The sequence below is a fragment of the Streptococcus infantis genome (genome assembly GCF_021497965.1).
Lineage (GTDB): Bacteria > Bacillota > Bacilli > Lactobacillales > Streptococcaceae > Streptococcus > Streptococcus infantis_B.
In genome coordinates, this window is sequence record NZ_CP046525.1 from 1,122,813 (window position 1) to 1,146,637 (window position 23,825).

27 protein-coding genes, 1 tRNA gene and 1 other RNA gene are annotated in these 23,825 nt (G+C 39.5%); 6 read left to right on the forward strand and 23 right to left on the reverse strand.

Annotated features, from left to right (window positions below):
* Positions 1–13: 13 nt before the first annotated feature.
* The 4 genes from GOM46_RS05650 to GOM46_RS05665 form a co-directional block, all read right to left on the reverse strand.
* On the reverse strand, positions 14–2,344 hold the full coding sequence (locus GOM46_RS05650; protein WP_235083321.1) for a DNA translocase FtsK: 2,331 nt from the start codon (positions 2,342–2,344) through the stop codon (positions 14–16).
* An 89-nt stretch (positions 2,345–2,433) separates the two neighbouring features.
* Positions 2,434–4,389, reverse strand: coding sequence for a fructose-specific PTS transporter subunit EIIC (locus GOM46_RS05655; protein WP_006150036.1), 1,956 nt, complete (start codon positions 4,387–4,389; stop codon positions 2,434–2,436).
* Positions 4,386–5,297, reverse strand: coding sequence for a 1-phosphofructokinase (gene pfkB / locus GOM46_RS05660; RefSeq protein ID WP_006150043.1), 912 nt, complete (start codon positions 5,295–5,297; stop codon positions 4,386–4,388). The genes GOM46_RS05655 and pfkB overlap by 4 nt, the downstream gene beginning before the upstream one ends.
* Entirely contained in the window at positions 5,294–6,034 is a 741-nt protein-coding gene (locus tag GOM46_RS05665) for a DeoR/GlpR family DNA-binding transcription regulator (protein ID WP_006150046.1), read from the reverse strand. Before GOM46_RS05665 ends, pfkB begins: the two co-directional genes overlap by 4 nt.
* Positions 6,035–6,196: 162 nt before the next feature.
* Between GOM46_RS05665 and GOM46_RS05670 the strand changes: the two genes are divergently transcribed.
* Positions 6,197–6,284: transfer RNA gene (locus GOM46_RS05670), tRNA-Ser, on the forward strand.
* Positions 6,285–6,361: 77 nt separating this feature from the next.
* On the opposite strand, the gene GOM46_RS05675 is transcribed toward GOM46_RS05670, so the two are convergent.
* The 5 genes from GOM46_RS05675 to GOM46_RS05695 form a co-directional block, all read right to left on the reverse strand.
* The gene (locus GOM46_RS05675) at positions 6,362–7,696 is read right to left on the reverse strand and encodes an Nramp family divalent metal transporter (RefSeq protein WP_006150052.1); all 1,335 of its coding nucleotides are present in this window, start codon (positions 7,694–7,696) and stop codon (positions 6,362–6,364) included.
* Positions 7,697–8,001: 305 nt separating this feature from the next.
* Positions 8,002–8,349: a transfer-messenger RNA gene (gene ssrA / locus GOM46_RS05680) on the reverse strand.
* Positions 8,350–8,409: 60 nt separating this feature from the next.
* Positions 8,410–9,045, reverse strand: a complete 636-nt coding sequence (locus GOM46_RS05685; RefSeq protein WP_006150041.1) for an SGNH/GDSL hydrolase family protein — start codon at positions 9,043–9,045, stop codon at positions 8,410–8,412.
* Position 9,046: 1 nt separating this feature from the next.
* Entirely contained in the window at positions 9,047–9,874 is an 828-nt protein-coding gene (locus GOM46_RS05690; protein WP_006150030.1) for a Cof-type HAD-IIB family hydrolase, read from the reverse strand.
* A 21-nt stretch (positions 9,875–9,895) separates the two neighbouring features.
* On the reverse strand, positions 9,896–11,215 hold the full coding sequence (locus GOM46_RS05695; protein ID WP_235083322.1) for a CapA family protein: 1,320 nt from the start codon (positions 11,213–11,215) through the stop codon (positions 9,896–9,898).
* Positions 11,216–11,374: 159 nt separating this feature from the next.
* Between GOM46_RS05695 and def the strand changes: the two genes are divergently transcribed.
* On the forward strand, positions 11,375–11,986 hold the full coding sequence (gene def / locus GOM46_RS05700) for a peptide deformylase (RefSeq protein WP_006151109.1): 612 nt from the start codon (positions 11,375–11,377) through the stop codon (positions 11,984–11,986).
* Positions 11,987–12,030: 44 nt separating this feature from the next.
* Positions 12,031–12,759: a 23S rRNA (guanosine(2251)-2'-O)-methyltransferase RlmB gene (gene rlmB / locus GOM46_RS05705; RefSeq protein ID WP_006151108.1), complete on the forward strand. Its 729-nt coding sequence runs from the start codon at positions 12,031–12,033 to the stop codon at positions 12,757–12,759.
* A gap of 32 nt (positions 12,760–12,791) precedes the next feature.
* On the opposite strand, the gene trxB is transcribed toward rlmB, so the two are convergent.
* From trxB to GOM46_RS05740, 7 genes are all read right to left on the reverse strand, one after another.
* Positions 12,792–13,703 carry a thioredoxin-disulfide reductase gene (gene trxB, locus GOM46_RS05710; RefSeq protein WP_235083323.1) on the reverse strand — a complete coding sequence of 304 codons (912 nt, stop codon included), beginning with the start codon at positions 13,701–13,703 and terminating at the stop codon, positions 12,792–12,794.
* A 65-nt stretch (positions 13,704–13,768) separates the two neighbouring features.
* Positions 13,769–13,993, reverse strand: coding sequence for a DUF4059 family protein (locus tag GOM46_RS05715; protein WP_006149844.1), 225 nt, complete (start codon positions 13,991–13,993; stop codon positions 13,769–13,771).
* A gap of 79 nt (positions 13,994–14,072) precedes the next feature.
* Positions 14,073–14,816, reverse strand: a complete 744-nt coding sequence (locus GOM46_RS05720) for an amino acid ABC transporter ATP-binding protein (protein WP_006149923.1) — start codon at positions 14,814–14,816, stop codon at positions 14,073–14,075.
* Positions 14,816–15,616 carry an amino acid ABC transporter permease gene (locus GOM46_RS05725; RefSeq protein ID WP_235083324.1) on the reverse strand — a complete coding sequence of 267 codons (801 nt, stop codon included), beginning with the start codon at positions 15,614–15,616 and terminating at the stop codon, positions 14,816–14,818. Before GOM46_RS05725 ends, GOM46_RS05720 begins: the two co-directional genes overlap by 1 nt.
* A gap of 155 nt (positions 15,617–15,771) precedes the next feature.
* A complete protein-coding gene (locus GOM46_RS05730) occupies positions 15,772–16,128 on the reverse strand; it encodes a Spx/MgsR family RNA polymerase-binding regulatory protein (RefSeq protein ID WP_006149946.1) in 357 nt (118 codons plus the stop codon).
* A gap of 11 nt (positions 16,129–16,139) precedes the next feature.
* Positions 16,140–16,652 (reverse strand): methylated-DNA--[protein]-cysteine S-methyltransferase, encoded by a 513-nt coding sequence (locus tag GOM46_RS05735; protein WP_025169971.1) that lies wholly within the window; start codon positions 16,650–16,652, stop codon positions 16,140–16,142.
* Positions 16,645–17,145 (reverse strand): GNAT family N-acetyltransferase, encoded by a 501-nt coding sequence (locus tag GOM46_RS05740; protein WP_006149788.1) that lies wholly within the window; start codon positions 17,143–17,145, stop codon positions 16,645–16,647. The genes GOM46_RS05735 and GOM46_RS05740 overlap by 8 nt, the downstream gene beginning before the upstream one ends.
* A gap of 134 nt (positions 17,146–17,279) precedes the next feature.
* Between GOM46_RS05740 and GOM46_RS05745 the strand changes: the two genes are divergently transcribed.
* Positions 17,280–17,735 carry a DUF1836 domain-containing protein gene (locus GOM46_RS05745; RefSeq protein WP_006149868.1) on the forward strand — a complete coding sequence of 152 codons (456 nt, stop codon included), beginning with the start codon at positions 17,280–17,282 and terminating at the stop codon, positions 17,733–17,735.
* Positions 17,725–18,372 (forward strand): PAQR family membrane homeostasis protein TrhA, encoded by a 648-nt coding sequence (gene trhA / locus GOM46_RS05750; RefSeq protein WP_235083325.1) that lies wholly within the window; start codon positions 17,725–17,727, stop codon positions 18,370–18,372. The genes GOM46_RS05745 and trhA overlap by 11 nt, the downstream gene beginning before the upstream one ends.
* A 32-nt stretch (positions 18,373–18,404) precedes the next feature.
* On the opposite strand, the gene pdxT is transcribed toward trhA, so the two are convergent.
* The 6 genes from pdxT to GOM46_RS05780 form a co-directional block, all read right to left on the reverse strand.
* On the reverse strand, positions 18,405–18,977 hold the full coding sequence (pdxT, locus tag GOM46_RS05755; protein WP_070677543.1) for a pyridoxal 5'-phosphate synthase glutaminase subunit PdxT: 573 nt from the start codon (positions 18,975–18,977) through the stop codon (positions 18,405–18,407).
* Positions 18,978–19,853, reverse strand: a complete 876-nt coding sequence (gene pdxS, locus GOM46_RS05760) for a pyridoxal 5'-phosphate synthase lyase subunit PdxS (protein WP_006149890.1) — start codon at positions 19,851–19,853, stop codon at positions 18,978–18,980.
* 160 nt (positions 19,854–20,013) lie between these two features.
* Positions 20,014–20,646 (reverse strand): Pr6Pr family membrane protein, encoded by a 633-nt coding sequence (locus tag GOM46_RS05765; protein ID WP_006149822.1) that lies wholly within the window; start codon positions 20,644–20,646, stop codon positions 20,014–20,016.
* Positions 20,647–20,648: 2 nt separating this feature from the next.
* Complete coding sequence (locus GOM46_RS05770; protein WP_006149888.1) at positions 20,649–20,987, reverse strand: zinc ribbon domain-containing protein YjdM; 339 nt, start codon at positions 20,985–20,987, stop codon at positions 20,649–20,651.
* 139 nt (positions 20,988–21,126) lie between these two features.
* Complete coding sequence (gene cmk / locus GOM46_RS05775; protein ID WP_006149878.1) at positions 21,127–21,798, reverse strand: (d)CMP kinase; 672 nt, start codon at positions 21,796–21,798, stop codon at positions 21,127–21,129.
* An 8-nt stretch (positions 21,799–21,806) separates the two neighbouring features.
* Positions 21,807–22,289 (reverse strand): SAG1386/EF1546 family surface-associated protein, encoded by a 483-nt coding sequence (locus GOM46_RS05780; protein ID WP_006149846.1) that lies wholly within the window; start codon positions 22,287–22,289, stop codon positions 21,807–21,809.
* A 45-nt stretch (positions 22,290–22,334) separates the two neighbouring features.
* Here GOM46_RS05780 and GOM46_RS05785 point away from each other — a divergent pair, with 45 nt between their 5' ends.
* The gene (locus tag GOM46_RS05785) at positions 22,335–22,538 is read left to right on the forward strand and encodes a ferredoxin (protein WP_176602640.1); all 204 of its coding nucleotides are present in this window, start codon (positions 22,335–22,337) and stop codon (positions 22,536–22,538) included.
* Between the two features lie 208 nt (positions 22,539–22,746).
* Here GOM46_RS05785 and galE read toward each other — a convergent pair whose 3' ends face one another.
* Positions 22,747–23,766: a UDP-glucose 4-epimerase GalE gene (gene galE, locus GOM46_RS05790; protein WP_006149785.1), complete on the reverse strand. Its 1,020-nt coding sequence runs from the start codon at positions 23,764–23,766 to the stop codon at positions 22,747–22,749.
* Positions 23,767–23,825 lie beyond the last annotated feature (59 nt).

Genomic DNA, 23,825 nt, shown 5'->3' on the forward strand with positions numbered 1-23,825 from the left:
AAGAAGCTATTTTTTATTGTTGTAAGACTTTTCGAGGTTTTGTTCCTTCAGCAGGTCCAATAACACCTGCTAACTCTAATTCTTCCATCAATCGAGTGGCTCGGTTAAATCCAACTGAAAGACGGCGTTGAATCATGGATGCACTTGCTTTTTGTGTCTCGATGACGAGAGCTTTAGCTTCTTCAAAGAGCGGATCTCCAGCATCATCGCTAGAACCAAAATCACCCTCTGTCTCAGATACTTCTCCCGGATCAAAGCTTTCATCATAATCAGCATCAGCTTGAGCCTTGATGAAGTTTACGATACGTTCAACATCGTCATCTGATATAAAGGAACCTTGGAGACGAACAGGATGATTTTCATCGATTGGCTTAAAGAGCATATCTCCTCGACCAAGCAATTTCTCAGCGCCGTTTTCATCTAGGATAGTTCGTGAATCCGTACCTGATGAAACAGCGAAGGCTACACGAGACGGAACATTGGCCTTAATCAAACCAGAGATAACATCTACTGAAGGACGTTGGGTTGCAAGAATCATATGAATACCAGCTGCACGCGCCTTTTGTCCTAGACGGATAATAGCATCTTCTACTTCCTTGCTGGCAACCATCATGAGGTCAGCTAACTCATCGACAATCACAACGATTAAAGGTAGAGGTACTTGTTTGTATTCGGACTGAGCATTAAATTCCTCAACCTTAGCATTGAACCCAGCGATATTTCGAACTCCGACTTTGGCAAAGAGTTCATAGCGGTTTTCCATCTCATCAACAACTTTTTGCAAAGCCTTGCTGGCCTTACGCGGATTGGTCACAACTGGAATCAAGAGATGAGGGATATCGTTGTAGACTGAAAGCTCAACCATCTTTGGATCGACCATCATAAACTTAACCTGATCTGGACGAGCCTTCATCAGAATACTTGCGATGATGCCATTTACCGCAACAGATTTACCAGAACCTGTAGAACCAGCCACTAACAAGTGAGGCATTTTAGCCAAATCAAAACTACGAGCTGTACCATTGACGGCTTTTCCAAGAGGAATTTCTAATAGATTTTCAGGTTTTGTTTGTGATTGTTCCCAAAGTTCACGGAAGGATACCGTTGCAATTTCAGAGTTTGGCACTTCGATACCAACCAAGGATTTTCCAGGAATCGGAGCCTCAATACGGACATCCTTGGCAGCCAAAGCCAGAGCTAAGTCATCTGCTAGGTTGGAAATACGGTTGACACGGACACCAACTGCAGGTTTAACTTCATACTTGGTAACAGATGGACCAATCTCTGCTCTTTCAACCGTTACCTTAATACCAAAACTTGCGAAAGTTTCTTCCAAAATCTTGATATTCTCCCGAACGATTTTCTTTTCTTTAGACTGATCTTTAGGTTTATCGGGTGCAAAAAGTTGCAAGCTTGGGAGTTTATACTCTAAGGCTTTTTTAGTAGAAAAATCGACTTCTACTTCTTCATCATCCTCTTCTGAGAAAACCTCTTCCTCAGGAAGTGCAACTTCTTCAGGGTATTCATACTCGGCTTGAGGGAGAATAATCTCAGGCTCTACCCATTCTTCCTCTGGAAGTGGAGGAAAATCGTGCAGTGGCTCTTCTGATAATATTTCTCCAGTTTCCATATCTACAGGAGGCATATCAATCAAAGCCTGCTCTTCTCTTTCTTTCTCAAGTCTTGCTTGTTCTTCTGCCTCTCTTCGTGCCTTTTCTTCTTCACGCTTGATAAAGCGTTCTTGTTTTTTCTGCTCATGGCGCTCCATCCAGATAGCAAATCGAGCTGAAAGAAAATCAGCAATATCATAGATAGACCATGGACTCATTAAAAGAGCTCCGATTAGGATTAAGATTGCCCCGATGAAGTAGGTACCAATGTTTGAGAATAAAAAAGCTACCGGAATGTAGAGGATAACCCCTACCAAACCTCCACCAGCAAAACTAGTTACTTGAAAACTAGTTAAATCTTTAAAAATTTGTCCGGCAGTCCCTTGGAAAACAGCGTTTGCCATGCTAAATTTCCAGACGAGGTATGCTTGAAAGATGAGAAGCAAGCCTGAAAAAATGAAGAAGAAACCTGCTAATAAACCTTCTTGCTTATGAATCCATTTAAATAAAAATAGATAGATTAACAGAGAAAAAATAGCTAGATAAGCCAAACTCCCCACGAGTAAGCGGATTAGGTTATAAACAGTGATTCCGACTGCTCCCCATTTGAGAGCCGCAAAAATTAAACAAATAGCCAAAGCTAAGGAAATCAACATTCGTTGAATCGCTTGTTTTCTTTCTAATTCTGCTTTAGACGGTCTACGTCTTGTTTTACTTGTATTCTTGTTTGCCATGCTTCTATTATACCATATTTCATGAACTTTTCGAGGGGTTAAAAAAATGACTGACCACTTTCGTGTTCAGTCATTTGAATCTATTGTAATTATTTTTCTAATGGTTTACGAAGGTAACCATAAACCACACCACTAACAAGTGCTCCAATCAAGACAAAGACAAGGTAAAGAAGGGCATTTGTTGTAAGGGCGATAACGAAGATTCCTCCATGTGGTGCCATGAGTTTGATATTTGCAAGACCAACAAGTCCACCTGCTACTGCTGAACCAAGGATAAAGCTTGGAATAGCACGAGCTGGGTCAGCTGCACCAAATGGAATCGCACCTTCAGTGATGAATGACAATCCCATAACGATGTTCGTCAAACCTGAGTTACGTTCTTCTTTTGTAAATTTATTTTTGAAGAGAAGTGTTGCGACAAAGATTGCAAGTGGTGGAACCATTCCTCCTGCCATAACTGCTGCCATGGCTACTGAACCACCTGTTGCCACTGTTGCTGCAAGAGTACCAGTACCAAAGACATAAGCTGCTTTATTGACAGGTCCACCCATATCGACGGCCATCATTCCTCCAAGAACGATACCAAGAAGGACAGCTGAACCGCCTCCAAGACCGCCAAGGAAGTCGTTCATAGCAGTGTTGATTGCTGCCATTGGGATGTTAACAGCTAGCATGACAAATCCTGTCAAGACTGTTCCAAGAAGTGGCAAGAGAAGGATTGATTTAGCACCTTCAAGCGAGCGAGGAACCTTCACGTATTTCTTAATCAATAGCACCAAGGCACCTGCGATAAATCCACCAACAAGGGCTCCAAGGAAACCTGATGATACACCTGCAAGAGCTGAAGTTGCTTCACCACCTTGAGCATAAGGGATTTTACCAAAGGCAAAACCTTCTTTGGCGATAGCACCAGCTACGAAACCTGCTACCAAACCTGGTTTTTCAGCGATTGAGTAAGCAACATATCCTGCAAATACTGGAAGCATCAAACCAAAGGCTGCGCCACCGATTTTCATGAACATAGAAGCGAGTTCATGGTAAGAACCAAGATTTCCAAGGCTATCATTTGGCACACCCATAGCACCATCAATCAAGAAGGCTAGGGCAATCATGATACCACCACCGATAACGAATGGCAACATTTGAGATACACCACTCATCAAGTGTTTGTAGAAGGCACCACCGATACTTTGTTTTTCATTAGATGCTGTTGTTGCTTTTGCTCCATTAGCAGCATGGTAAACTTCAGCATTTCCAGAAAGAGCAAGGTTAATCAATTCTTCAGTTTTACGGATACCGTCTGCAACTGGACGATTTACCAATGGTTTACCATCAAAACGATCCATTTCAACTGCTTTATCTGCAGCGATAATTACAGCTTTAGCCTTGCGGATATCTTCTGCTGTCAATTGGTTCCCAACACCGCTAGCACCATTAGTTTCAACCTTGATACCAACACCCATTTCAGCAGCCACTTTTTGAAGAGCTTCTTGAGCCATATAAGTGTGGGCAATTCCTGTTGTACAAGCAGTTACAGCAACGATAAAGTCATCAGAGTCATTTGCAGGAGCCTGAGCTGGTTCCTCAGATTTTTCTGAAGCTTGATCAAAGAGTTCGATGACTTGATCAGCTGATGTTACTTGACGAAGTTTGTCAGCAAAACCATCTTTCATCAAGTATTGAGATAATTCTGCCAAGGCAGCCAAGTGAGTATCATTGGCACCTTCTGGAGCAGCAATCATAAAGAAGAGGTCAGTTGGTTGTCCATCTAAACTTTCATAGTCAACACCCTTGTTTGACTTAGCAAAGAGAACTGTTGCTTCTTTAACTGCAGCATTCTTGCTGTGAGGCATTGCGATACCATCACCCAAACCTGTAGAAGTCAAAGCTTCACGCGCCAAGATTCCTTCTTTAAAAGTTTCGAAATCTGTCACATATCCGTGCTCTACCAAGCTATGAATCATTTCTTCGATAGCTGCTGTTTTTTCAGTTGCTTGCAAATCAAGCAACATCACATCTTTTCTCAGTAAATCCTGAATTTTCATCTTTTTTCTACCTCAACTTTTTCATAAGTTTCTTTAATAAATGCTGCAGTCGCCAAGTCATCTGAGAAGGTTGTTGCTGTTCCACAAGCCACTCCCCATTTGAAGGCTTCCACTGCGTCTTTTGATTTGACAAACTCACCTGTAAATCCAGCAACCATTGAGTCACCAGCACCTACTGAGTTTTTCACTGTTCCCTTGATTGGCTTAGCAAAGTAGGCTCCCTCGGATGTTACCAGAAGGGCACCGTCACCAGCCATAGAGATGATAACGTTTTGAGCACCTTTAGCCAGCAACTCTCGAGCGTATTTTTCAATCTCATCTAAGCTTTCGAGTTTCACTCCAAAAATAGCTCCAAGTTCATGATTATTTGGTTTGACCAAAAGTGGTTGATAATCCAAACTATCAATCAAGGTCTGACCTTCAAAATCACAGACTACTTGAGCGCCTGTCTGACGCGTCAAAGCAATTAAATCTTTGTAAATAACATTACCCAAGTTTTTAGCACTCGATCCCGCAAATACAACTGTATCTTCTGCTGTCAGGCTTGAAATAATGGCTTTTAACTCTTCAAGTTGTTCGGGTGCAACATTAGGACCAGTTCCGTTTATCTCTGTTTCTTGATCTGCTTTAATCTTGACATTGATACGCGTATCTTCTGCCACTTGGACAAATCGGGTTTCAATTTGCTCCTCAGCTAAAGTATCTGTGATAAATTTTCCAGTAAAGCCTCCGATGAAGCCTGTCGCTGTATTCGGAATATCCAAACGCTTCAAGACACGGCTAACATTGATACCTTTACCACCAGCAAACTTATCATCACTATCCATACGATTAACACTACCAACTTCTACTTTATCCAAACGGACAATGTAGTCGATAGATGGATTGAGTGTGACTGTATAAATCATACTTCTATTACCTCCGTTTTCTCTTTGATAGCTAGCAAGAGCTCATGACCCTTGCTTGTAATGACGATAGCTCGTTTTAGAGGGGCAACCTTAGCGAAACAAGACTGACCAATCTTAGATGAATCTGCCAAGACATAGGTTTGTTTGGCATTTTCTAAGATAGCTCGCTTAACCGCTCCTTCCTCCATATCCGGAGTTGTATAATAACCTTCGTCTACCCCGTTCATTCCGATAAAGGCACGATCAAAGTGTAATTGGTTAATTTGGTTAAGAGCCACCCCTCCGATACTGGCATCCGTTGTCATCTTTACGCCACCACCAATAATGACTGTCGGGATTTGCTTATCCACTAATTGTACCGCATGGTGAATGGAGTTGGTTACTACAGTAATGTCTTTTCGCTCCAATTCCGAAATGAGAAAGGCTGTCGTACTTCCTGCATCCACAAAGATAACATCTTTTTCTTTGATGAGGGAAGCTGCTTTTTGCGCAATCAACTTTTTCTCTTGAAGGTTTTTGACAGATTTCTCTTGAATGGTTTCTTCTTCTTGCAAGGAGTGAGGCAACTCTGCTCCCCCGTGCACTCGACGAAGTTTATTTTCAGACTCCAATTCATCTAAATCACGTCTAACTGTGGATTCTGAAGTATCTAGCAAGCCTACTAATTTCTCTAGAGAAACGACTTTGTGTTTTCTTAGTTCTTCTAAAATTAACTTTTTCCTCTCGGTTTTTAGCATCTACTCACCTCCTGTTAACGATTACATTAATCATTCTATCACAAAAAAAATCAAAGTCAAGCATTTTTTATCATTTTCTTTCATTTTCTGTCAAATCTTCTTCAGTTTTTAAATAAATTTGCAAGAAAGTAGGCTTTGTGGTAGACTAGGTTAGTAACGATTGGAAGATTACTCAAGAGGCTTAAGAGGCCGTGTTGGAAACGCGGTAGGCGTGTATCAGCGTGCGTGGGTTCGAATCCCATGTCTTCCGTATACATTCAAAAAAGATACCCACGAAATCTTGGGTATCTTTTTTTATATGTTAGTTCTAAAACTAGGGTGAATTTCTTAGAAGATATCAAATAGCAATTTCACATTGAGGATGGTCAAGATAATGGAAACGATATAACCAAGAATGGTATTCCATTTAGCATTGGTAAATTCTCCCATCAGTGATTTTTTTGAGGTTAGATAAATCAAAGGGAAAATTGAAAATGGAAGAGCGATAGAAAGAAAGACCTGTGAATAAACCAACAACTGATCCAAGGTTTTTTCCTGATGACCAAACAAAACCGCTACTATCATAACAGGTAGCAAGGCAAAGAGGCGTGTCGCCAAACGAATAAACCATTGTGGCAATCTCATATGTAAGAAACCTTCCATAACGATTTGTCCTGTCAAAGTACCTGTGATCGTCGAATTCTGACCACTGGCTAATAGGGCCAAGGCAAATAAAGTTGACAAGGTTGAGCTAGCTATAGCTCCCGCAATGGTTGAATCCTGCAAGGCATTATACATTTGAGAAAAAGCGGAAATTTCAGATGCATGTCCGAAGAAGAGGGCCGCCCCTAAGATCAAAAGAAGGGAGTTAACCACAAAGGCCAATGATAACTGGAGATTTGAATCCCAAGTCATAAAGCGCACGGCTTTTCGAACATCATTTTCGTCCTTGTGATTGATTTTTCGTGTCTGTGACAAGGATGAATGCAAATAAAGATTATGGGGCATAACAGTTGCTCCCACGATTCCTAGTGCCAAGGTTAATTGACTTTCATGTCCTGGCAAAGGACTTTCAAATAAGGTTGCATTCGGTAGATAACCCTCAACGATTCCTTGGAAGCTTGGATGTGACAAAGCTACAAGATAGGTAAAAATTGCTAGAATGGATAAAATCAGTGTTGTAACGATAGCTTCAATCTTCTTAAAGCCAAATTTCATCAGAAGCAATAAGAGAAAAACATCCAACACGGTCAAGAGGATCGCTATCATAATCGGAATCTTAAAGAGAAGATTGAGAGCAATGGCAGAACCGAGAACTTCTGCCAAGTCTGTCGCCATCAAGGCTAATTCTAAAATCACCCATAAACTATAACGAAGCCATTTAGGTGAATGATGAGCCGTTGCTTGAGCCAGGTCCATCTGGGTTACAATACCAAGCTTTCCTGCCATCTGCTGAAGTTGCATGGCAATGAGAGATGAAATCAAGATAACAAACAAGAGACTATACTTATAGGAAGCACCACCGACTACACTGGTAATCCAGTTTCCTGGATCCATATAACCAACTGCGACAAGAGCACCCGGACCTAAAAAGGCCTTTAAATTTTGCCAGAAATGATTGTTATTTGGAGTATCGATAGATTGATTAATCTCAGAGAGTGACACTTTTTTATGAGAAGACATAGATACTTACCTCTTTCTAAACCTACTTTTTCATTATTTTCTATTAGAGAAAAATAAGATCGACTTTAAACTATTAAAACAATGAAAACTATATGAAAAACATTTAGTTTTTTCATTATTTTTCTTAAGGCACCTTAATTATAACAGAAAATATGATAAAAACTTAAGAAAATTCAGGACTTGATTTAATATTTAGGATACAACAAAATGTTGTATTCTTTTTTTGCAAAAGAATACCAAAGAAAAAAATAAAAAACGTTGATTTAACAACGTTTTAGAAAGGAATGTAAAAGAATACAAAAGAATAATGGAGCCGGTGGGAGTCGAACCCACGTCCAAACACCTGCTAACATATTTGTCTACAACCATAGGTTATGTATTGTTTTAACAGTCCCTCGACACATAACTCAAGCCCAGGAACTGCGAGCCTATCAATCTCTTATCAAACTGCTAGACAAAGTTTGATCGTATCTCGCTAATAATAAGACCTGTCATCAGACACGAGCAATCCGAGTCGGGTCACGCCTGCTGGTTTTTAGGCAGCTAGAGCGTAAGAAGTGTTATTTTTTGCAGTTATATTTAACTGAGCGTTTACGTCGCCACACGAGTCGCAAAATATGCCTCATAATGCCTGTCGAATCCGTAACGACCCCAAAGACAATAAAAATATTATACCTTATCTAAGCTAAAAAAGCAAAAAAGCAAGTAGATGCCTAGAAAATGTAATCTTTCAAGGCTTCCGATAGAATATGATAACCCGAGACACTGAGGTGAAGGCCATCTGTTGTGTACCCCTCCTTGAGCTGTCCTTCCTGATCAAGTAATTTCTCAAAAACAGACACATATTCTACCTGCATATAGGCTGAAGCTAGCTCTTGATAGGCTTGGTTCCACGCCTTGATTTTCTCATTAGTACGAATGTAAACAGTCTGTTTGAAGTTCTCACTCTCATTGACCGGTAAGATAGAAACTAGCTTTATTTGTGACAGCGGATAGTCACGAGAAATACTTTGAATCACGCTTTCAAGATTGTTTAGTGTTTCCGTCATTGGAACATCTTTTCCAATGTCATTTGTCCCAATCAAAAGCACAATCTGATCCACCGCATCACCATAGAGATGAGCATCCAGGTTATCTAGCAAAAGTCCAGTCTGATAACCTCGAATCCCTCGATTCACAATCGTCTTTGATGTACCAAGTAGCTCTTGTAATGGGTAGTACTCAATAATAGAATCTCCGATAAAAATGATATTGGGTTCGATTACTGAAATACGATTAAGTTCACGATACTTGGTTTGGATTTTCTCTTGCTCTTTCAGAAGCCAATTTTCTAGTAGTTGTACTGCCAAGTTACTCTCCTCTTTCTAGCCAGTTTTCTAAAACTTGGTAAACACCCGCCTGACTGTTGGCTGGCGCAACCTTTGTCGCAACTTCCTTGACAGACTCTTCTGCATTTTCCATAGCATAAGAAATCCCTGCCAACTCTAACATTTCGATGTCATTTTCACTGTCGCCGAAGGCCATGATTTGTTCAGGTTTTAAGTTCCAACGTTTAAGCAATTCCTCTAAGCCCCACGCCTTATGAATCCCATCTTGTAAAATATCAATACAGCCATAACCACTAGAAACAGCACGAACATGACCATCAAACAAGTCATTGATTTCCTGTAAGACCAAATTAGTTCGTTCTTCACCAACAACCATACTCATCTTGAGGACACCACCGAAAAGGCTTGAGTCAAATTCATCAACAAAATGCATGCGTTGGTAGAGCTTTTCAATCATCTCTGGAGTCATAAATTTATCAAGTTCTGTAAAAACAGTGCCTTTCTTAACAAAACCACCATTCATACCTGTTACGACAAACTGATCCTGACATTCTCTGCCTTTAAAATGTCCCAAAGCCCTATCAACCATGGCATCATCCCAAGTTTGTGCTTGTAGCAATTCATCATTTTCGAATATACGAGCACCATTAGCAACTACGAGAACGACTCTTTCTACAAGATACTTCAGTAATTGTCGCATGCGATGAACTTCATTTCCCGTTGCAATAACAAAACGAATACCACGTTGATCCAGCTGATCCAAAATTTTCTCTAGACGAGGTAGGTCCAGTTGTCCTTGAGGATCTAACAAGGTTCCATCCATATCTGTTGCTATTATCTTAATATCCATCTTGCTCCTCTTTTTTAGTCACTACCATTTCAAACCTACATGCTCATTCATTTCTTTATAGGCTGTATCAATCCGTTCCTTGGTCGCCTCGTCTAACTGACTACGGTATTTCCCACCCTCTATAAAATCTTCCAAGATATAGGTTTGGTATAGATAGAGTGGGTATCCTTCTGGAGAATAACCTCCCTTAGGAGTCCGACTCACCCAACTTGGATGTGCTTGAGCCGTCTCGATAGTTGTTTTACCAGATTTTTTCTTAATGGTCACATCCATGAGGACTCCACGTTCCGTCCACTTAGCATTTTCAACATCCTGCATGGTTTCAATTCGTTGATTTGAGATAAAATTCCCCATAGAGTAGATGATAAGCTTTTTATCACCGTTTTTTTCAACCGTTTCAGCTGGTTCAACAACGTGAGGGTGACCACCAAAGATAATATCTGCTCCCCAATCAATCATTTTATGGTAAAGTTTCTTTTGCTCCTCAGTCGGCTCAATTTGATACTCAACTCCCATCTGAGGCATGATAATTGTAATATCTGCCTCTTTCTCAGCTCGCTCAATTTCAGCCTTCATTTTATCTTCATCTAAGTCTGAAAGATAACGATTATAATCCTCTTGAGAAATGCTTTGTTCAATTCCGTTAAAACCATAGGAATAAGCTAAAAGGGCAACTTTAATCCCATTGACTTCCTTGATGACAATAGGTGCTTTATCTCGTGGTTCATGAGTGTAGACTCCGATTGGTGTCATTCCAGCTTTTTCAATCGCATCTGCGGTTGAAACTACTCCCTCAATTTGAGAATCCAAGATATGATTATGAGCCAAGTCTAGCACTTGATACCCTGCATCTTTTATAGCGTCCATGACTTCACCAGGTGCATTAAATAAGGGGTAACCTGCAAGATAGTGATCTTTATTTACAGTTCCTTCAAAATCACCAATGACCAAGTCAGCTTGCTTAAGCCAAGGCTTTACGTATTCAAAATTTTCATGGAAATCATAGGTACCATCTGATTTTTTGGCTGAAATATAGATAATGTCATGATAGAGCAAATCACCATTGGCCATGATCCGAGCACTTGTTTCTTGCTCTGTTGCCGTAGTTTTCTCCTTAAAATCAGCTGTCTGACTTACGACAGTTGTACTACTACTGGTCAATGGAAATCCCTTTAGCCCCTCGGCTAATAAAGTCAAAGCCATTGAGATTGCAACGGCAATCAACAAAACAGCGATAAAGGTTTTATTACTCCATTGGTGATAGTTCCTAAAAAATCGAATCAATTTCCCGACAAGCCGAAAGATAGGACCATTTTGATTTCTACTACTGCGTTTTTCCATCTTTTTTCTCCTTGCTTTTTGATGCAAGTCTCCTTATCTTATTATACCACAGACAAATAGGTATTTCCTTTTATTCTATTATTTTTTAACGGCTTCTGTCACTTTCTTTCTCATCTGTTTTGTGTTATCATGTAATTGTAATGGAAGGAAGGAGAGAACATGTCTGCTATAGAACGTATTACAAAAGCTTCTCATTTAATCGATATGAAAGATATTATTCGCGAGGGCAATCCAACCCTACGTGCTGTTGCTGAGGAGGTCACTTTCCCATTGAGTGATCAAGATATTATCCTCGGTGAGAAAATGATGCAATTTTTAAAACATTCACAAGATCCAGTTATGGCTGAAAAACTTGGACTACGTGGAGGAGTTGGACTTGCAGCACCACAATTGGACATCTCAAAACGCATCATCGCTGTTTTGGTTCCAAATATCACTGAGGATGGTGAAACACCTCAGGAAGCCTATGATTTACAAGCTGTTATGTACAATCCTAAGATTGTTTCACACTCAGTTCAAGATGCTGCTCTAGGCGAGGGAGAAGGTTGTCTATCAGTCGATCGAGCTGTACCTGGTTATGTTATCCGTCATGCTCGAGTGACTGTTGACTACTTTGACAAGGATGGCGAAAAACATCGTATCAAGCTAAAAGGCTACAACTCAATCGTTGTCCAACATGAAATTGACCACTTAAATGGTATTATGTTTTACGATCGAATTAACGAAAAAGATCCCTTTGAAATCAAAGAAGGCCTACTCATTCTCGAATAAAGAAAATCCCGTTGCAATACGGGGTTTTATGTTATAATAGAGCCATGAAAACAAATGATATTGTCTATGGCGTTCACGCCGTTACGGAAGCACTTTTAGCAAACACAGGAAATAAACTCTATCTCCAAGATGATCTACGAGGAAAAAATGTAGAAAAGGTTAAGGAACTAGCTACAGAAAAGAAAGTATCTATCTCTTGGACTTCAAAAAAATCACTTTCTGAAATGACTGAGGGTGCTGTTCACCAAGGTTTTGTTTTGCGTGTTTCTGAATTTGCCTATACAGAACTTGAGCAGATTCTTACAAAAACACGCCAAGAAGAAAACCCACTACTGCTAATTCTTGATGGTTTAACAGACCCACATAATCTCGGTTCTATCTTGAGAACAGCGGATGCAACCAATGTTTCAGGTGTTATTATTCCCAAACACCGAGCTGTCGGCGTCACTCCTGTCGTAGCAAAAACAGCAACAGGTGCGATTGAACATGTTCCTATTGCCCGAGTCACTAATCTTAGTCAAACCTTGGACAAACTCAAAGACGAGGGATTCTGGACTTTTGGAACTGATATGAACGGAACACCTTGCCATAAATGGAATACAAGTGGCAAAGTTGCTCTCATTATCGGAAATGAAGGAAAAGGTATTTCAAGTAACATCAAGAAGCAAGTGGACGAGATGATAACTATTCCAATGAATGGACATGTACAAAGCCTCAATGCCAGTGTTGCTGCTGCTATTCTCATGTACGAAGTCTTCCGAAATCGATTATAAAAAAGTTTCCAATCGTTTGATTGGAAACTTTTTTAATTATGTTCAATGATATATTTATAGGCTTCTTGACCTGCAATAGCACCATCCCCAACTGCTGTTGTAACTTGACGAAGGTCTTTCTGACGAACATCCCCAACTGCAAAGACACCAGCAACACTTGTCTTCATGTGGTCATCAGTCACAATCCAACCTGCCTGATCTCGAATCTGTAATTCTTGAACGAAATCACTAACAGGATCTAATCCAACATAGATGAAAACACCACCAAAGGCTTGTTCTGTCACTTGTCCTGTTTTAACATTTTCAATGACAACTGACTCCACACGGTTTTCACCCTTGATTTCTTTGACAACAGAATCCCAAATGAACTTGATTTTTTCATTGGCAAAGGCGCGATCTTGCAAGACTTTTTGAGCACGAAGTTCATCTCGACGGTGAATGATGGTTACAGACTTAGCAAATCGTGTTAAGAAGATTGCTTCTTCAACTGCTGAGTCACCTCCACCTACGACCAATAAATCTTGGTCACGGAAAAAGGCTCCATCACAAACGGCACAATAAGAAACACCACGGCTATTGAGTTCTTCTTCGCCTGGAACTTCCAATAGACGGTGCTTAGAACCTGTTGCTACGATAACTGTGCGAGTTTCATAAACTTGGTCGTCTGTTACGACTTTTTTAAATTCGCCATGGTCCTCAACATTTTCAACAAAGCCATAAAGATGCTCAACACCAAGATTTTCAAGTGGTTCAAACATCTTTTCAGCTAATTCTGGACCGCTGATATTGGCATATCCTGGATAGTTTTCAATATCCGAAGTATTATTCATCTGACCACCAGGAAGGCCACCTTCAATCAAAGCAACTTTCAGATTACTGCGTGCTGCATACAAGGCTGCAGTCATCCCAGCAGGACCTGCACCGATAATAATCGTATCGTACATTCTCTTTCCTTCTTTCTTGTTGTAACTATTTTTATTCTAACGGATTATATCCTATTTAACAACTATTATGCCTTGAGAACCAACAAGATGCTCATGGTTGCAAAAGACAATACTGGAATTGTTAGAACTCCAATCATAATCATATCATAGAGGTGAGCTTGACGCTCCTTAGCAGTTTTATCCGCACCTGATAGAGCTCTAAAACCAATCCAAAGTCCTAAAATAACCAAGACTAGTAAAATCGTCAAAACCAAACTCTCTAAATACAAAGCAAATAGCTGAACTAACATGCTTTCTCTCATTTCTATTATTTTTAAAGAGTAAACCCAGTTAGCTTAGCCAACTGAGTTTTTCTTATCTTCTATTATATCAAATATAGGTCCGTTTGTAACTAGCAAAGAACTCTTTTGTTCGTTCTTCTTTTGGATGATTGATGATTTCATCTGGTGTTCCAGATTCGATAATCTTTCCTTTGTCCAAGAACAAAACCTTATCAGCCACTTGAGAGACAAAGGACATATCATGACTCACCAAAATCATGGTTTGGCCTGATTTAGCGGCATTGGAGATAGATCTTTCTACCTCACCAACCAATTCTGGATCCAGTGCTGAAGTTGGCTCATCCAAGAGTAAGACGTCCGGTTTCATAGCCAAAGCACGCGCCAAGGCTACTCGTTGTTTTTGTCCACCTGACAAGTGGCGAGGATAGTGTTGTTGACGATCAGATAAACCAACCTTAGCCAACTCTTCTTTAGCTATCTTAGTCGCCTCTTCATCGGATAGTTTTTTAACTACTACCAAACCTTCCTTGACATTGTCTAAGGCTGTTCTACGCTCAAACAGATTGAACTGTTGGAACACCATAGATAGTTTGCGACGAAGAGTCAGAATTTCTTCTTGCGTAATTTGAGAAAAATCCACTTTGAAATCATCAATCTGAATACTTCCACTATCAGGAGTTTCCAGGTAATTTAGGCTACGAAGAAAGGTTGATTTTCCTGCTCCTGATGAACCAATAAGAGCAACGACCTCTCCTTTTTGAATATCTAAGTTCAGATGGTCCAAAACAGTCTGACCTGAAAAGGATTTGCTTAAATTTGAAATTTTAATCATTAGCGAAGCTCTCCTTTCACATCTGTCTCAACATTATCTGGTGCTGAAATCGCCATTTTTCTTTCAATGAAACGACCAAGATTTTCAATAGCAATATTTACAACCCAATAAACTAGAGCTACTGAGATAAAACGTTCGAAATAACGATAATCTGCACCACCTAAGATTTGAGCTTGGGCAAAGACTTCTACGACACCCGCGCTGAAGGCTAGGGAAGTTCCCTTGGTCAAGCCAATGAGGGAGTTAATCAAGGTTGGTGTCGCAACTACTGCTGCATTTGGAATAATCACACGACGGTAAACTTGTGCACGTGTCATTCCAAGACTGCGAGCAGCTTCAATCTCACCAGGATTTACAGAAAGAATGGCTGCACGGATGGTTTCACTAGCATAGGCTGCCTCGTTAAAGGCAAAGGCTACAATCGCAAACGCTGCAGCTGGAATCGCATTGATATTAAATGCAGTTCCCCATTGTTGATTCAATGCTTTAAGTGCCAAAGGAATTCCGTAATAAGTCAACATGAGTTGTACTAAAATAGGAGTTCCTTTTAAGAAACTAACAAAAAAGTCTTGTAATGGATAAAGAATTCTAACGCGATTGATTTTTACAATGGCAAAAAGCAGGGCTAGCATAATTCCAAAAAAAGCACCAAATACTGTCAACATCAAAGTTGTCGGTAATTGCTGTACTATTCTTGGAATCCCATCAAAGACTGAACGCCAACTAAAGAGTTTGCCGTCTGGGATATATTGCATCAAATTTTGATACCAATCAGATGCTAAAATCGTTGTAACATTCATAGAAACATCCTCTCAAGATAATGATTCATTCTATCATACTTCTGCCCTAATATAAAATATTTGCTACGGCACATCGTACATTATCTACCTTCTAGTTTATCATACTTTAAAAGTGGGAGGTTATATATTTTACCTATCAAAGAGATAGAAAAAAACTAATTCAACTCCAACTTATCGTATGTTTGTCGGTAACCAATCTGTTTCACCATCCCATTCTCCACTAATATTGGACGTTTTAACAACATACCATCACTAGCTAAAAGTTTGGCTGCTTCTTTGTTTGATAAAGTTCCAACCTTATCTTTTAAGCCAAGCTCACGATATTTGATACCACTAGTATTGAAAAATTGCTTCAATTCAAACCCAGAAGTTTCGAGCCAGTTTAAAATAACCTTTTCACTCGGAGTCTCTTCTACGATATGAACATCTTTATATTCTAGTCCGAGTTGATCTAATTCTTTCTTTGCTTTCTTACAAGTTGTACATTTTGGATATTCGATAAATTCTAACATTTTTTCTCTTTCTATTTTTTATTTTCTTGATAACTTGCACCTTCATGATTCAAAAGCCAAACCTTCTTATCGAGCCCCCAAGCATAGCCTGTCAGACGTCTCCCAGCCCCTAGCACACGGTGACAGGGGACAAGGATAGACCAGGGATTGCGCCCTACTGCTCCTCCGATTGCTTGGGCAGAAGCCACCTGCAAGTCCTTAGCTATTTGTCCATAAGTAACTGTCTGACCAAAAGGAATTCCACGCAAGTAGTTCCAGACTCTTTTTTCGAAGTCACTACCGACAGGAGCTAAAGGCATCTTAGATAAGTCTTGATCTTGCCCCTTAAAATAAGTCTCTAAATAGGAAATAATTTGATTTAAAATGGGATGACTTTCAACAAGAGTTACATCATTTTCAGATAATCCCTTCTCAAAATCACTCTCTTCTTCAATCCATATTCCAAACAGATAGTGGTCATCTGCAACCAGAGATAAAATCCCAACCGGAGACTTGTACAGCATTTTTGCATACTTCTTAGGCATTTGATTTTATTTTTTGGTAGGCCAAGCGTTCCCCATCTACTGGAACTTTACCGACCTGTTTAAAGCCAAGTTTTTCAAAAATATGCTGCATGGCTTTGTTTTTAGCGTGCGTATCTGAACGAAAATCTAGGTAATCAAAACCTTCAATCAAGCCTTCCAAAAAGGTCTGAGCAACACCTTGACCTTGCACATCACTGGCAACTGCGATACGATGAAATACTAAGTATTCTGATTCTCTTCCTTCCCAGTTTCCATCATAAATGGCTTCATAAGCTATTTCTGGACTCTTAGTCACTGCTGCATAGGCTAAGAGTTCTCCTTCCTCTAAGGCTACATAAGCTTGACCAGATATAATATCTTCGATAATCGTATCTGCATCTGGATAGCCGTTTTGCCACTGAGTGCTACCAGCTTCTGCCAAACATTTCTTGGCTCCCTCAATCACTTGCATAATTGCATCAACTTCGTTTGGAAAGGCTAAACGAATTTCCATCCTATCTCCTCTTTTCTGACTAGTTTCTCTCATCATAGCATAATTTAAGGCTTTCTACAAGCAGTTAAAACTTGACTTTTAATTTCTATTATTCTATAATCTAGTTATCAAAACTAGATAAAAAGGAGTTGGAAATGAAATCTGTTTTTTCCTACCCAAAATGGAAAGAAATTCCAAATATCAATCTCTATCTGGACCAGGTTTTACTTTATGTCAATCAAATCTGTCCTCCAGTTTCTCCTGATAAGGAGAAAGGTTTGACAGCTTCTATGGTCAATAACTATGTAAAACATGGCTATCTGCCAAAACCTGATAAGAAAAAATACCAACGCAAACAAATCGCACGATTGATAGCTATTACTACTCTCAAGTCCGTTTTTTCTATCCAAGAAATTGCTCAAACCCTTAATACCCTACACACAGACACTAATTCAGAAAAACTTTACAATGCTTTTGTGGACTATATGAATGAAGACATTGACCCAGCAAATCCTATTATCCAGGCAAGCTGCCAAACTGTCAAACTCTATCATCAAACACTAGCACTAGTCTATACAGAAACTGAAGAGGAGGAAACAAATGAATACTAGTTTCAAACTTAGTAAACGACTTAGTTTTGGAGAAGAAATTGCCAACAGTGTCACCCATGCTGTAGGAGCATTTCTCATGCTCATCCTACTTCCCATTTCATCAACCTATAGTTACGAGGCGCATGGATTTTTATCATCCATTGGTGTTTCGATTTTTGTCATCAGCCTTTTTCTCATGTTTCTTTCATCCACTATTTATCATTCTATGGCTTACGGTTCCACTCATAAGTATGTCTTACGGATTATTGACCATTCCATGATTTATGTGGCAATCGCTGGATCTTATACTCCTGTAGTTTTAACTTTGATGAACAACTGGTTTGGTTATCTCATTATCGCCATTCAGTGGGGAACTACAATTTTCGGTATTCTTTATAAAATCTTTGCCAAAAAAGTCAACGAAAAATTCAGTCTCATTCTCTACCTCATCATGGGATGGCTTGTATTGGCTATCTTACCAGCAATCATCAGTCAGACAAGTCCAATGTTTTGGAGTCTTATGGTATCAGGTGGCCTTTGCTATACAGTTGGCGCTGGATTCTACGCTAAAAAGAAACCATACTTCCATATGATTTGGCATCTCTTCATTCTAGCAGCCTCTGCTCTCCAATACATTGCTATTGTTTATTACATGTAAAAAAGAAGTTGGAAAAATCCCAACTTCTTTTTTTATTTACACATATTTATAAAGTACTGATGCAGGCGAAGATCATTTGTCAATTCAGGATGAAAGGCGGTTACCAGCATATTTTTTTCTTGTGCCGCAACGATTTGATCGTTCACAATTGCTAAAACATCAACATCCTCACCAACACTACTGATAATCGGGCCACGGATAAAAGTCATTGGAATTTTTCCAACGCCCTTGCAGTCAGCTTCTGTATAAAAGCTTCCTAGCTGACGTCCATAGGCATTGCGCTCTACTACTATGTCCATGGTTGCTAGATGGCTTTCCTCTTTAGAAGTGATTTGTTTTGCTAGCAAAATTAAACCCGCACAAGTTCCAAAGACTGGTAAACCATTGAGAATAGCCTCTCTTAGAGGAATTAGCATCTGCTGATCTCGCAACAGTTTCCCCATGGCCGTTGACTCACCGCCTGGCAAAATCAATCCTGATAGCTCACTTCTATGTTGCTGAAAATCTTCTAGGTTTCGCAGTTCAATACTTTCAACTCCTAGTTGAGCAAGCATTTTCTCGTGTTCTACAAAGGCACCTTGCAAGGCCAAGATTCCGATTTTCATCTATTTTCCTCGCTCTGCCATGAGAATTTGGATTTCATTCTCATTGATACCAACCATGGCTTCTCCTAAGTCTTCCGAGATTTGAGCCAGAATTTGAGGATTCTGATAATTGGTAACAGCCTTGACAATTGCTGCTGCACGTTTAACAGGATCACCTGATTTGAAAATCCCTGAGCCAACAAACACACCTTCTGCACCTAGCTGCATCATAAGAGCAGCGTCCGCTGGTGTTGCAACCCCTCCAGCCGCAAAGTTAACAACTGGTAATTTTCCATGTTCGTGGACATATTGAACTAATTCTACAGGTACTTGGAGTTCTTTTGCAGCAACATATAACTCGTCCTCACGGAGGTTTTGAATGCGGCGAATTTCTTGATTCATCATACGCATATGACGAACCGCCTGAACGATGTCTCCTGTTCCTGGTTCCCCTTTTGTACGGATCATAGAAGCTCCTTCAGAGATACGGCGCAAGGCTTCTCCCAAGTCTTTTGCACCACAAACAAAAGGAACTTGGAATTCTTTCTTGTCCACATGGAAACGATCATCAGCTGGAGATAACACTTCACTCTCATCGATATAGTCAATCTCGATGGCTTCTAAAATTTGAGCTTCGACAAAATGTCCAATTCGAACTTTAGCCATAACTGGAATGCTGACTGCTTCTTGGATTTCCTTAATCATCTTTGGATCACTCATGCGAGAGACACCACCCGCTGCACGAATATCAGCTGGGATTCGTTCCAAAGCCATAACTGCTGCTGCACCTGCAGCCTCAGCAATTCTTGCTTGTTCAGGGTTTTGGACATCCATGATGACGCCACCTTTAAGCATCTGTGCCAAATTCTTATTTAATTCATAACGATTTTCAGTCATTTTTTTCATCCTCAATAGTTGTATTGGTAGCTACAGTTTTTTGTATTGATAGCTACAGTTTTATTGTAAGGTATAAAAGACTGCATAACAAGATAAAATAAATCGATTTGTCCGGGTACAATTATCTCTATCACAAAAAAAGCACCCACATTGGGTACTTTTATTTCTTAGATTTTTTAATACTTTTTACAAGATAAAAGAGATATCCTGAAACCATATAGGCAACAAAGATAGTTGCTGCCCATTTAAAGACAAAGCCCCAACCATGTTTGGTAGCATTCAAAAAGAAATAAGGGAAGGGACTATCCTTAGCATTAGGGACATCCATCTTTAAAACAAAACCGTTTAAAAGGGCAAAAATCATATAAAGCAAAGGAAGGCTAGTCCAAATCATGGGATCAACTAACTTATATTGACGACTCTTATCAAAAATAACTGTATCTGCTAAAAACCAGAGAGGGACAATATAATGACAAAGGAAATTTTCCAAACGGTAAAAATCTGTCGTCAAGGGAGCTAGCATGAAATGATAGATGACACAAGTAATCATAATACTCATAGTGACGCCACCTTTGAGACGTAGAATTCCAGGACTCTGCCAACTATCACCTTCACTACGCATCTTTAACAAAAGATAACCTGTAAAAAGTACAACCAAAAGGTTAGAAAGTACAGTGTAGTAAAGCAACATCCCTAAACCACCGCGCTTGGTAATCTCCAAGTATACACCGGTAAAGGCTGCTATAAATAAAAAGATACGACTATAAAATATTACTTTTTCATTTTTAATCATGATTAAATCTTCTTCACAAATTCTGATTTAAGCTTCATAGCACCAAAACCATCAATTTTACAGTCGATGTTGTGGTCACCTTCTACAATACGGATATTTTTAACACGAGTTCCTTGTTTGAGATCTTTTGGAGCCCCTTTGACTTTAAGGTCCTTAATCAAAGTGACTGTATCTCCATCAGCTAGTTTATTTCCATTTGCATCGATGGCAACAACTCCTTCTTCAACTTCTGCTTGCTCAGCAGGATTCCACTCATAAGCACATTCTGGGCAAACAAGAAGTGTGCCATCTTCATATACGTATTCTGAATTACATTTTGGGCAATTTGGTAATTGACTCATGTTATCTCCTTAAAAATTTATGATTATTTGATTGTCAAATTTTCTTTAACAGCAACTATTATACCTTAAAACAGGCCATTTGACAAATCATGATAAAAAAAAGACAAACCGAAATTCAGTTCATCGTTTTTTTAGTTTCTTATAAATGTTTTTGTGCTTCTGATTTGATTTTTTCAACAACCTCTAAAATAGAGAGTCCAGTTGTATCCAAATAGATTGCATCCTCGGCTTGCTTGAGAGGCGAAGTTTCACGATGACTATCTTTGTAGTCACGCGCAGCAATCTCTTCCTTCAAAGTTTCCAAATCCGTTTCGATTCCCTTTGAAAGATTTTCTTTGTAACGACGTTCTGCACGTTCATCTACAGATGCTACAAGAAAAATCTTCAATTCAGCCTTAGGCAAGACCACTGTACCAATATCACGACCATCCATGACAATACCACCTTGCTGGGCAATCTCTTGCTGGAGGGCTACTAATTTTTCTCGAACAGCTGGAATAGCAGCAAAGGCAGAAACAGCATTGGTTACTTCATTTTCACGGATTGGATTTGTCACATCGACATCTCCAACAAAAACAAGCTGTTCTCCTGTTTCAGCGCGACCAAAGCTAATCGGATATTGTTCCAGTAATTCAAGAAGTCGTGAAGACTCTTCTGGACTTACTTGATTGTTCAAAGCGATGTAAGTCGCAGCACGATACATAGCACCCGTATCCAGATAAGTATAGCCAAAGTCTTTAGCGATAATCTTTGCTACTGTACTTTTACCACTGGATGCTGGTCCATCAATGGCAATCTGAATTGTTTTCATCGTCACTCCTATCTTGTCTTAAGAACATCACCAGGATTTGCAAACCAAGTTCCAGTAGACATATGACCAGGATTCAAAGCTTCAAGTTGAGCAATAGAAATCCCTGCTCGAGCTGCAATCGCAGCTTCCCCTTCTCCTGGCAAAACTGTAATAGTTCCTTCAGAATCAGTATGCGCCTCTGTATGTTCTTGTTGAGTTGTCTCTGCTTCTGTTGACTGAGCAGTAGTAGCCACTGTTGTAACTTCTTCTACTTTTGGAGCTGAAGAATCATAAAAATCTTTCAATGTCGAAGTGCGGTCACTTCCACCAGATGACAAGTAAACTAGTACGACTATCATCCCAACAACAATCACAAAGAAAATAATTGCTAAAACAGTTAAAATATGATTAGCCAAGATACCTGAATCATATTGATTACGATGGCGACGTTCTGTTCTTGTTTCTTCTTCCTGGTTTTCATAAATATCTTCTTGCCACGGTTCCTTTTCCATACCTTACTCCTTGAGTTTTTTTTAATTTCTTATTACAATGTAAATATGAAAATTATGCTTATACCTGAACGTTGCATTGCCTGTGGGCTTTGCCAAACTTATTCGGATTTATTTGATTACCATGATAATGGCATCGTCCGTTTTTTCGATGATCCTGAACAATTAGAGAGAGAAATCCCTTCTAGCGCCAATATTTTAGAAGCCGTTAAAAATTGCCCTACTCGTGCTCTAATCAAAGATGAATCTTAAATTGTTGTGGAGTATAGACTTCTATTTTCCACTCCCTCTAGTTTAGCATATTTTTATAGAAATTTATAGTCTTTTTACAGACTTATTTTATTCTATTTTAATTGTTCGTTAAACATTTTTATAACTGATGGATTTTTAGTTGCTATTTTCTATTGATTGTTAAAAAAGAGGAATTTCTTCCTCTTTTTTCTATAATACCTCTTTTTATTTAATCTTCAAATCCATTTGGATGCTGACTTTGCCAACGCCATGCATCCTCACACATCTCTGTAATACCAAGTTCTGCTTCCCAACCGAGCTCTGCCTTAGCTTTTGCTGGATCTGAGTAGCAAGCTGCAATATCACCTGGGCGACGTTCAACAATTCGGTAAGGAATTGGGCGACCAACAGCTTTTTCCATATTTTGGATAATTTCAAGAACAGAGTAACCTTTTCCTGTACCAAGGTTATAAATATTTAGACCTGAACCCTTTTGAAGTTTCTTAAGTGCTGCAACGTGTCCTTTCGCAAGGTCAACAACGTGGATATAGTCACGTACACCTGTTCCGTCTTCAGTATCGTAGTCATCCCCAAATACTTGAACTTGTTCCAACTTACCAACTGCAACTTGTGTAACATATGGCAAAAGGTTGTTTGGAATACCGTTTGGATTTTCACCTAAGTCACCACTCTTATGAGCTCCAATTGGGTTGAAATAACGAAGCAACACAACGTTCCATTCTGAATCGGCTTTATAGATATCTGTCAAGATTTCTTCAAGCATTAGCTTGGTACGACCATAAGGGTTAGTAGCTGAAAGTGGGAAATCTTCTAAGATTGGAACTGTATGAGGATCTCCATATACTGTTGCTGATGAGCTAAAGATGATATTTTTACAATTTGTCTCTTCCATGACTTTCAAGAGACTGAGAGTACCTGCAATATTGTTATCATAGTAGGTCAACGGGATACGAGTTGACTCACCAACAGCTTTCAAACCTGCAAAATGAATTACACCTGTTGGTTCTTCATGTTTGAAAATATCACGAAGGGTTTCAGTATCACGAATGTCTGCTTCATAGAAAGGAATTTCTACGCCAGTAATTCTTTCCACCACTTCTAAGCTTTTACGGCTACTGTTTACCAAATTATCCACGACAACTACTTGGTGTCCGGCTTGAACCAATTCAATAACAGTGTGAGTTCCGATGAAACCTGCTCCACCTGTAACCAGAATTTTTTCTTGCATTTTATTTCCTCAATTCTTGGATTATTTTTTTCATTTTACCATTTTTGATAGGGAAAGTC

Coding starts and splice junctions, on each gene's coding strand:
- GOM46_RS05650 (WP_235083321.1), bottom strand. CDS start 2,344: ATGGCAAACAAGAATACAAGTAAAACAAGACGTAGACCGTCTAAAGCA.
- GOM46_RS05655 (WP_006150036.1), bottom strand. CDS start 4,389: ATGAAAATTCAGGATTTACTGAGAAAAGATGTGATGTTGCTTGATTTG.
- pfkB (WP_006150043.1), bottom strand. CDS start 5,297: ATGATTTATACAGTCACACTCAATCCATCTATCGACTACATTGTCCGT.
- GOM46_RS05665 (WP_006150046.1), bottom strand. CDS start 6,034: ATGCTAAAAACCGAGAGGAAAAAGTTAATTTTAGAAGAACTAAGAAAA.
- GOM46_RS05675 (WP_006150052.1), bottom strand. CDS start 7,696: ATGTCTTCTCATAAAAAAGTGTCACTCTCTGAGATTAATCAATCTATC.
- GOM46_RS05690 (WP_006150030.1), bottom strand. CDS start 9,874: ATGGATATTAAGATAATAGCAACAGATATGGATGGAACCTTGTTAGAT.
- GOM46_RS05695 (WP_235083322.1), bottom strand. CDS start 11,215: ATGGAAAAACGCAGTAGTAGAAATCAAAATGGTCCTATCTTTCGGCTT.
- def (WP_006151109.1), top strand. CDS start 11,375: ATGTCTGCTATAGAACGTATTACAAAAGCTTCTCATTTAATCGATATG.
- rlmB (WP_006151108.1), top strand. CDS start 12,031: ATGAAAACAAATGATATTGTCTATGGCGTTCACGCCGTTACGGAAGCA.
- trxB (WP_235083323.1), bottom strand. CDS start 13,703: ATGTACGATACGATTATTATCGGTGCAGGTCCTGCTGGGATGACTGCA.
- GOM46_RS05715 (WP_006149844.1), bottom strand. CDS start 13,993: ATGTTAGTTCAGCTATTTGCTTTGTATTTAGAGAGTTTGGTTTTGACG.
- GOM46_RS05720 (WP_006149923.1), bottom strand. CDS start 14,816: ATGATTAAAATTTCAAATTTAAGCAAATCCTTTTCAGGTCAGACTGTT.
- GOM46_RS05725 (WP_235083324.1), bottom strand. CDS start 15,616: ATGAATGTTACAACGATTTTAGCATCTGATTGGTATCAAAATTTGATG.
- GOM46_RS05730 (WP_006149946.1), bottom strand. CDS start 16,128: ATGTTAGAATTTATCGAATATCCAAAATGTACAACTTGTAAGAAAGCA.
- GOM46_RS05735 (WP_025169971.1), bottom strand. CDS start 16,652: ATGCCTAAGAAGTATGCAAAAATGCTGTACAAGTCTCCGGTTGGGATT.
- GOM46_RS05740 (WP_006149788.1), bottom strand. CDS start 17,145: ATGGAAATTCGTTTAGCCTTTCCAAACGAAGTTGATGCAATTATGCAA.
- GOM46_RS05745 (WP_006149868.1), top strand. CDS start 17,280: ATGAAATCTGTTTTTTCCTACCCAAAATGGAAAGAAATTCCAAATATC.
- trhA (WP_235083325.1), top strand. CDS start 17,725: ATGAATACTAGTTTCAAACTTAGTAAACGACTTAGTTTTGGAGAAGAA.
- pdxT (WP_070677543.1), bottom strand. CDS start 18,977: ATGAAAATCGGAATCTTGGCCTTGCAAGGTGCCTTTGTAGAACACGAG.
- pdxS (WP_006149890.1), bottom strand. CDS start 19,853: ATGACTGAAAATCGTTATGAATTAAATAAGAATTTGGCACAGATGCTT.
- GOM46_RS05765 (WP_006149822.1), bottom strand. CDS start 20,646: ATGATTAAAAATGAAAAAGTAATATTTTATAGTCGTATCTTTTTATTT.
- GOM46_RS05770 (WP_006149888.1), bottom strand. CDS start 20,987: ATGAGTCAATTACCAAATTGCCCAAAATGTAATTCAGAATACGTATAT.
- cmk (WP_006149878.1), bottom strand. CDS start 21,798: ATGAAAACAATTCAGATTGCCATTGATGGACCAGCATCCAGTGGTAAA.
- GOM46_RS05780 (WP_006149846.1), bottom strand. CDS start 22,289: ATGGAAAAGGAACCGTGGCAAGAAGATATTTATGAAAACCAGGAAGAA.
- GOM46_RS05785 (WP_176602640.1), top strand. CDS start 22,335: ATGAAAATTATGCTTATACCTGAACGTTGCATTGCCTGTGGGCTTTGC.
- galE (WP_006149785.1), bottom strand. CDS start 23,766: ATGCAAGAAAAAATTCTGGTTACAGGTGGAGCAGGTTTCATCGGAACT.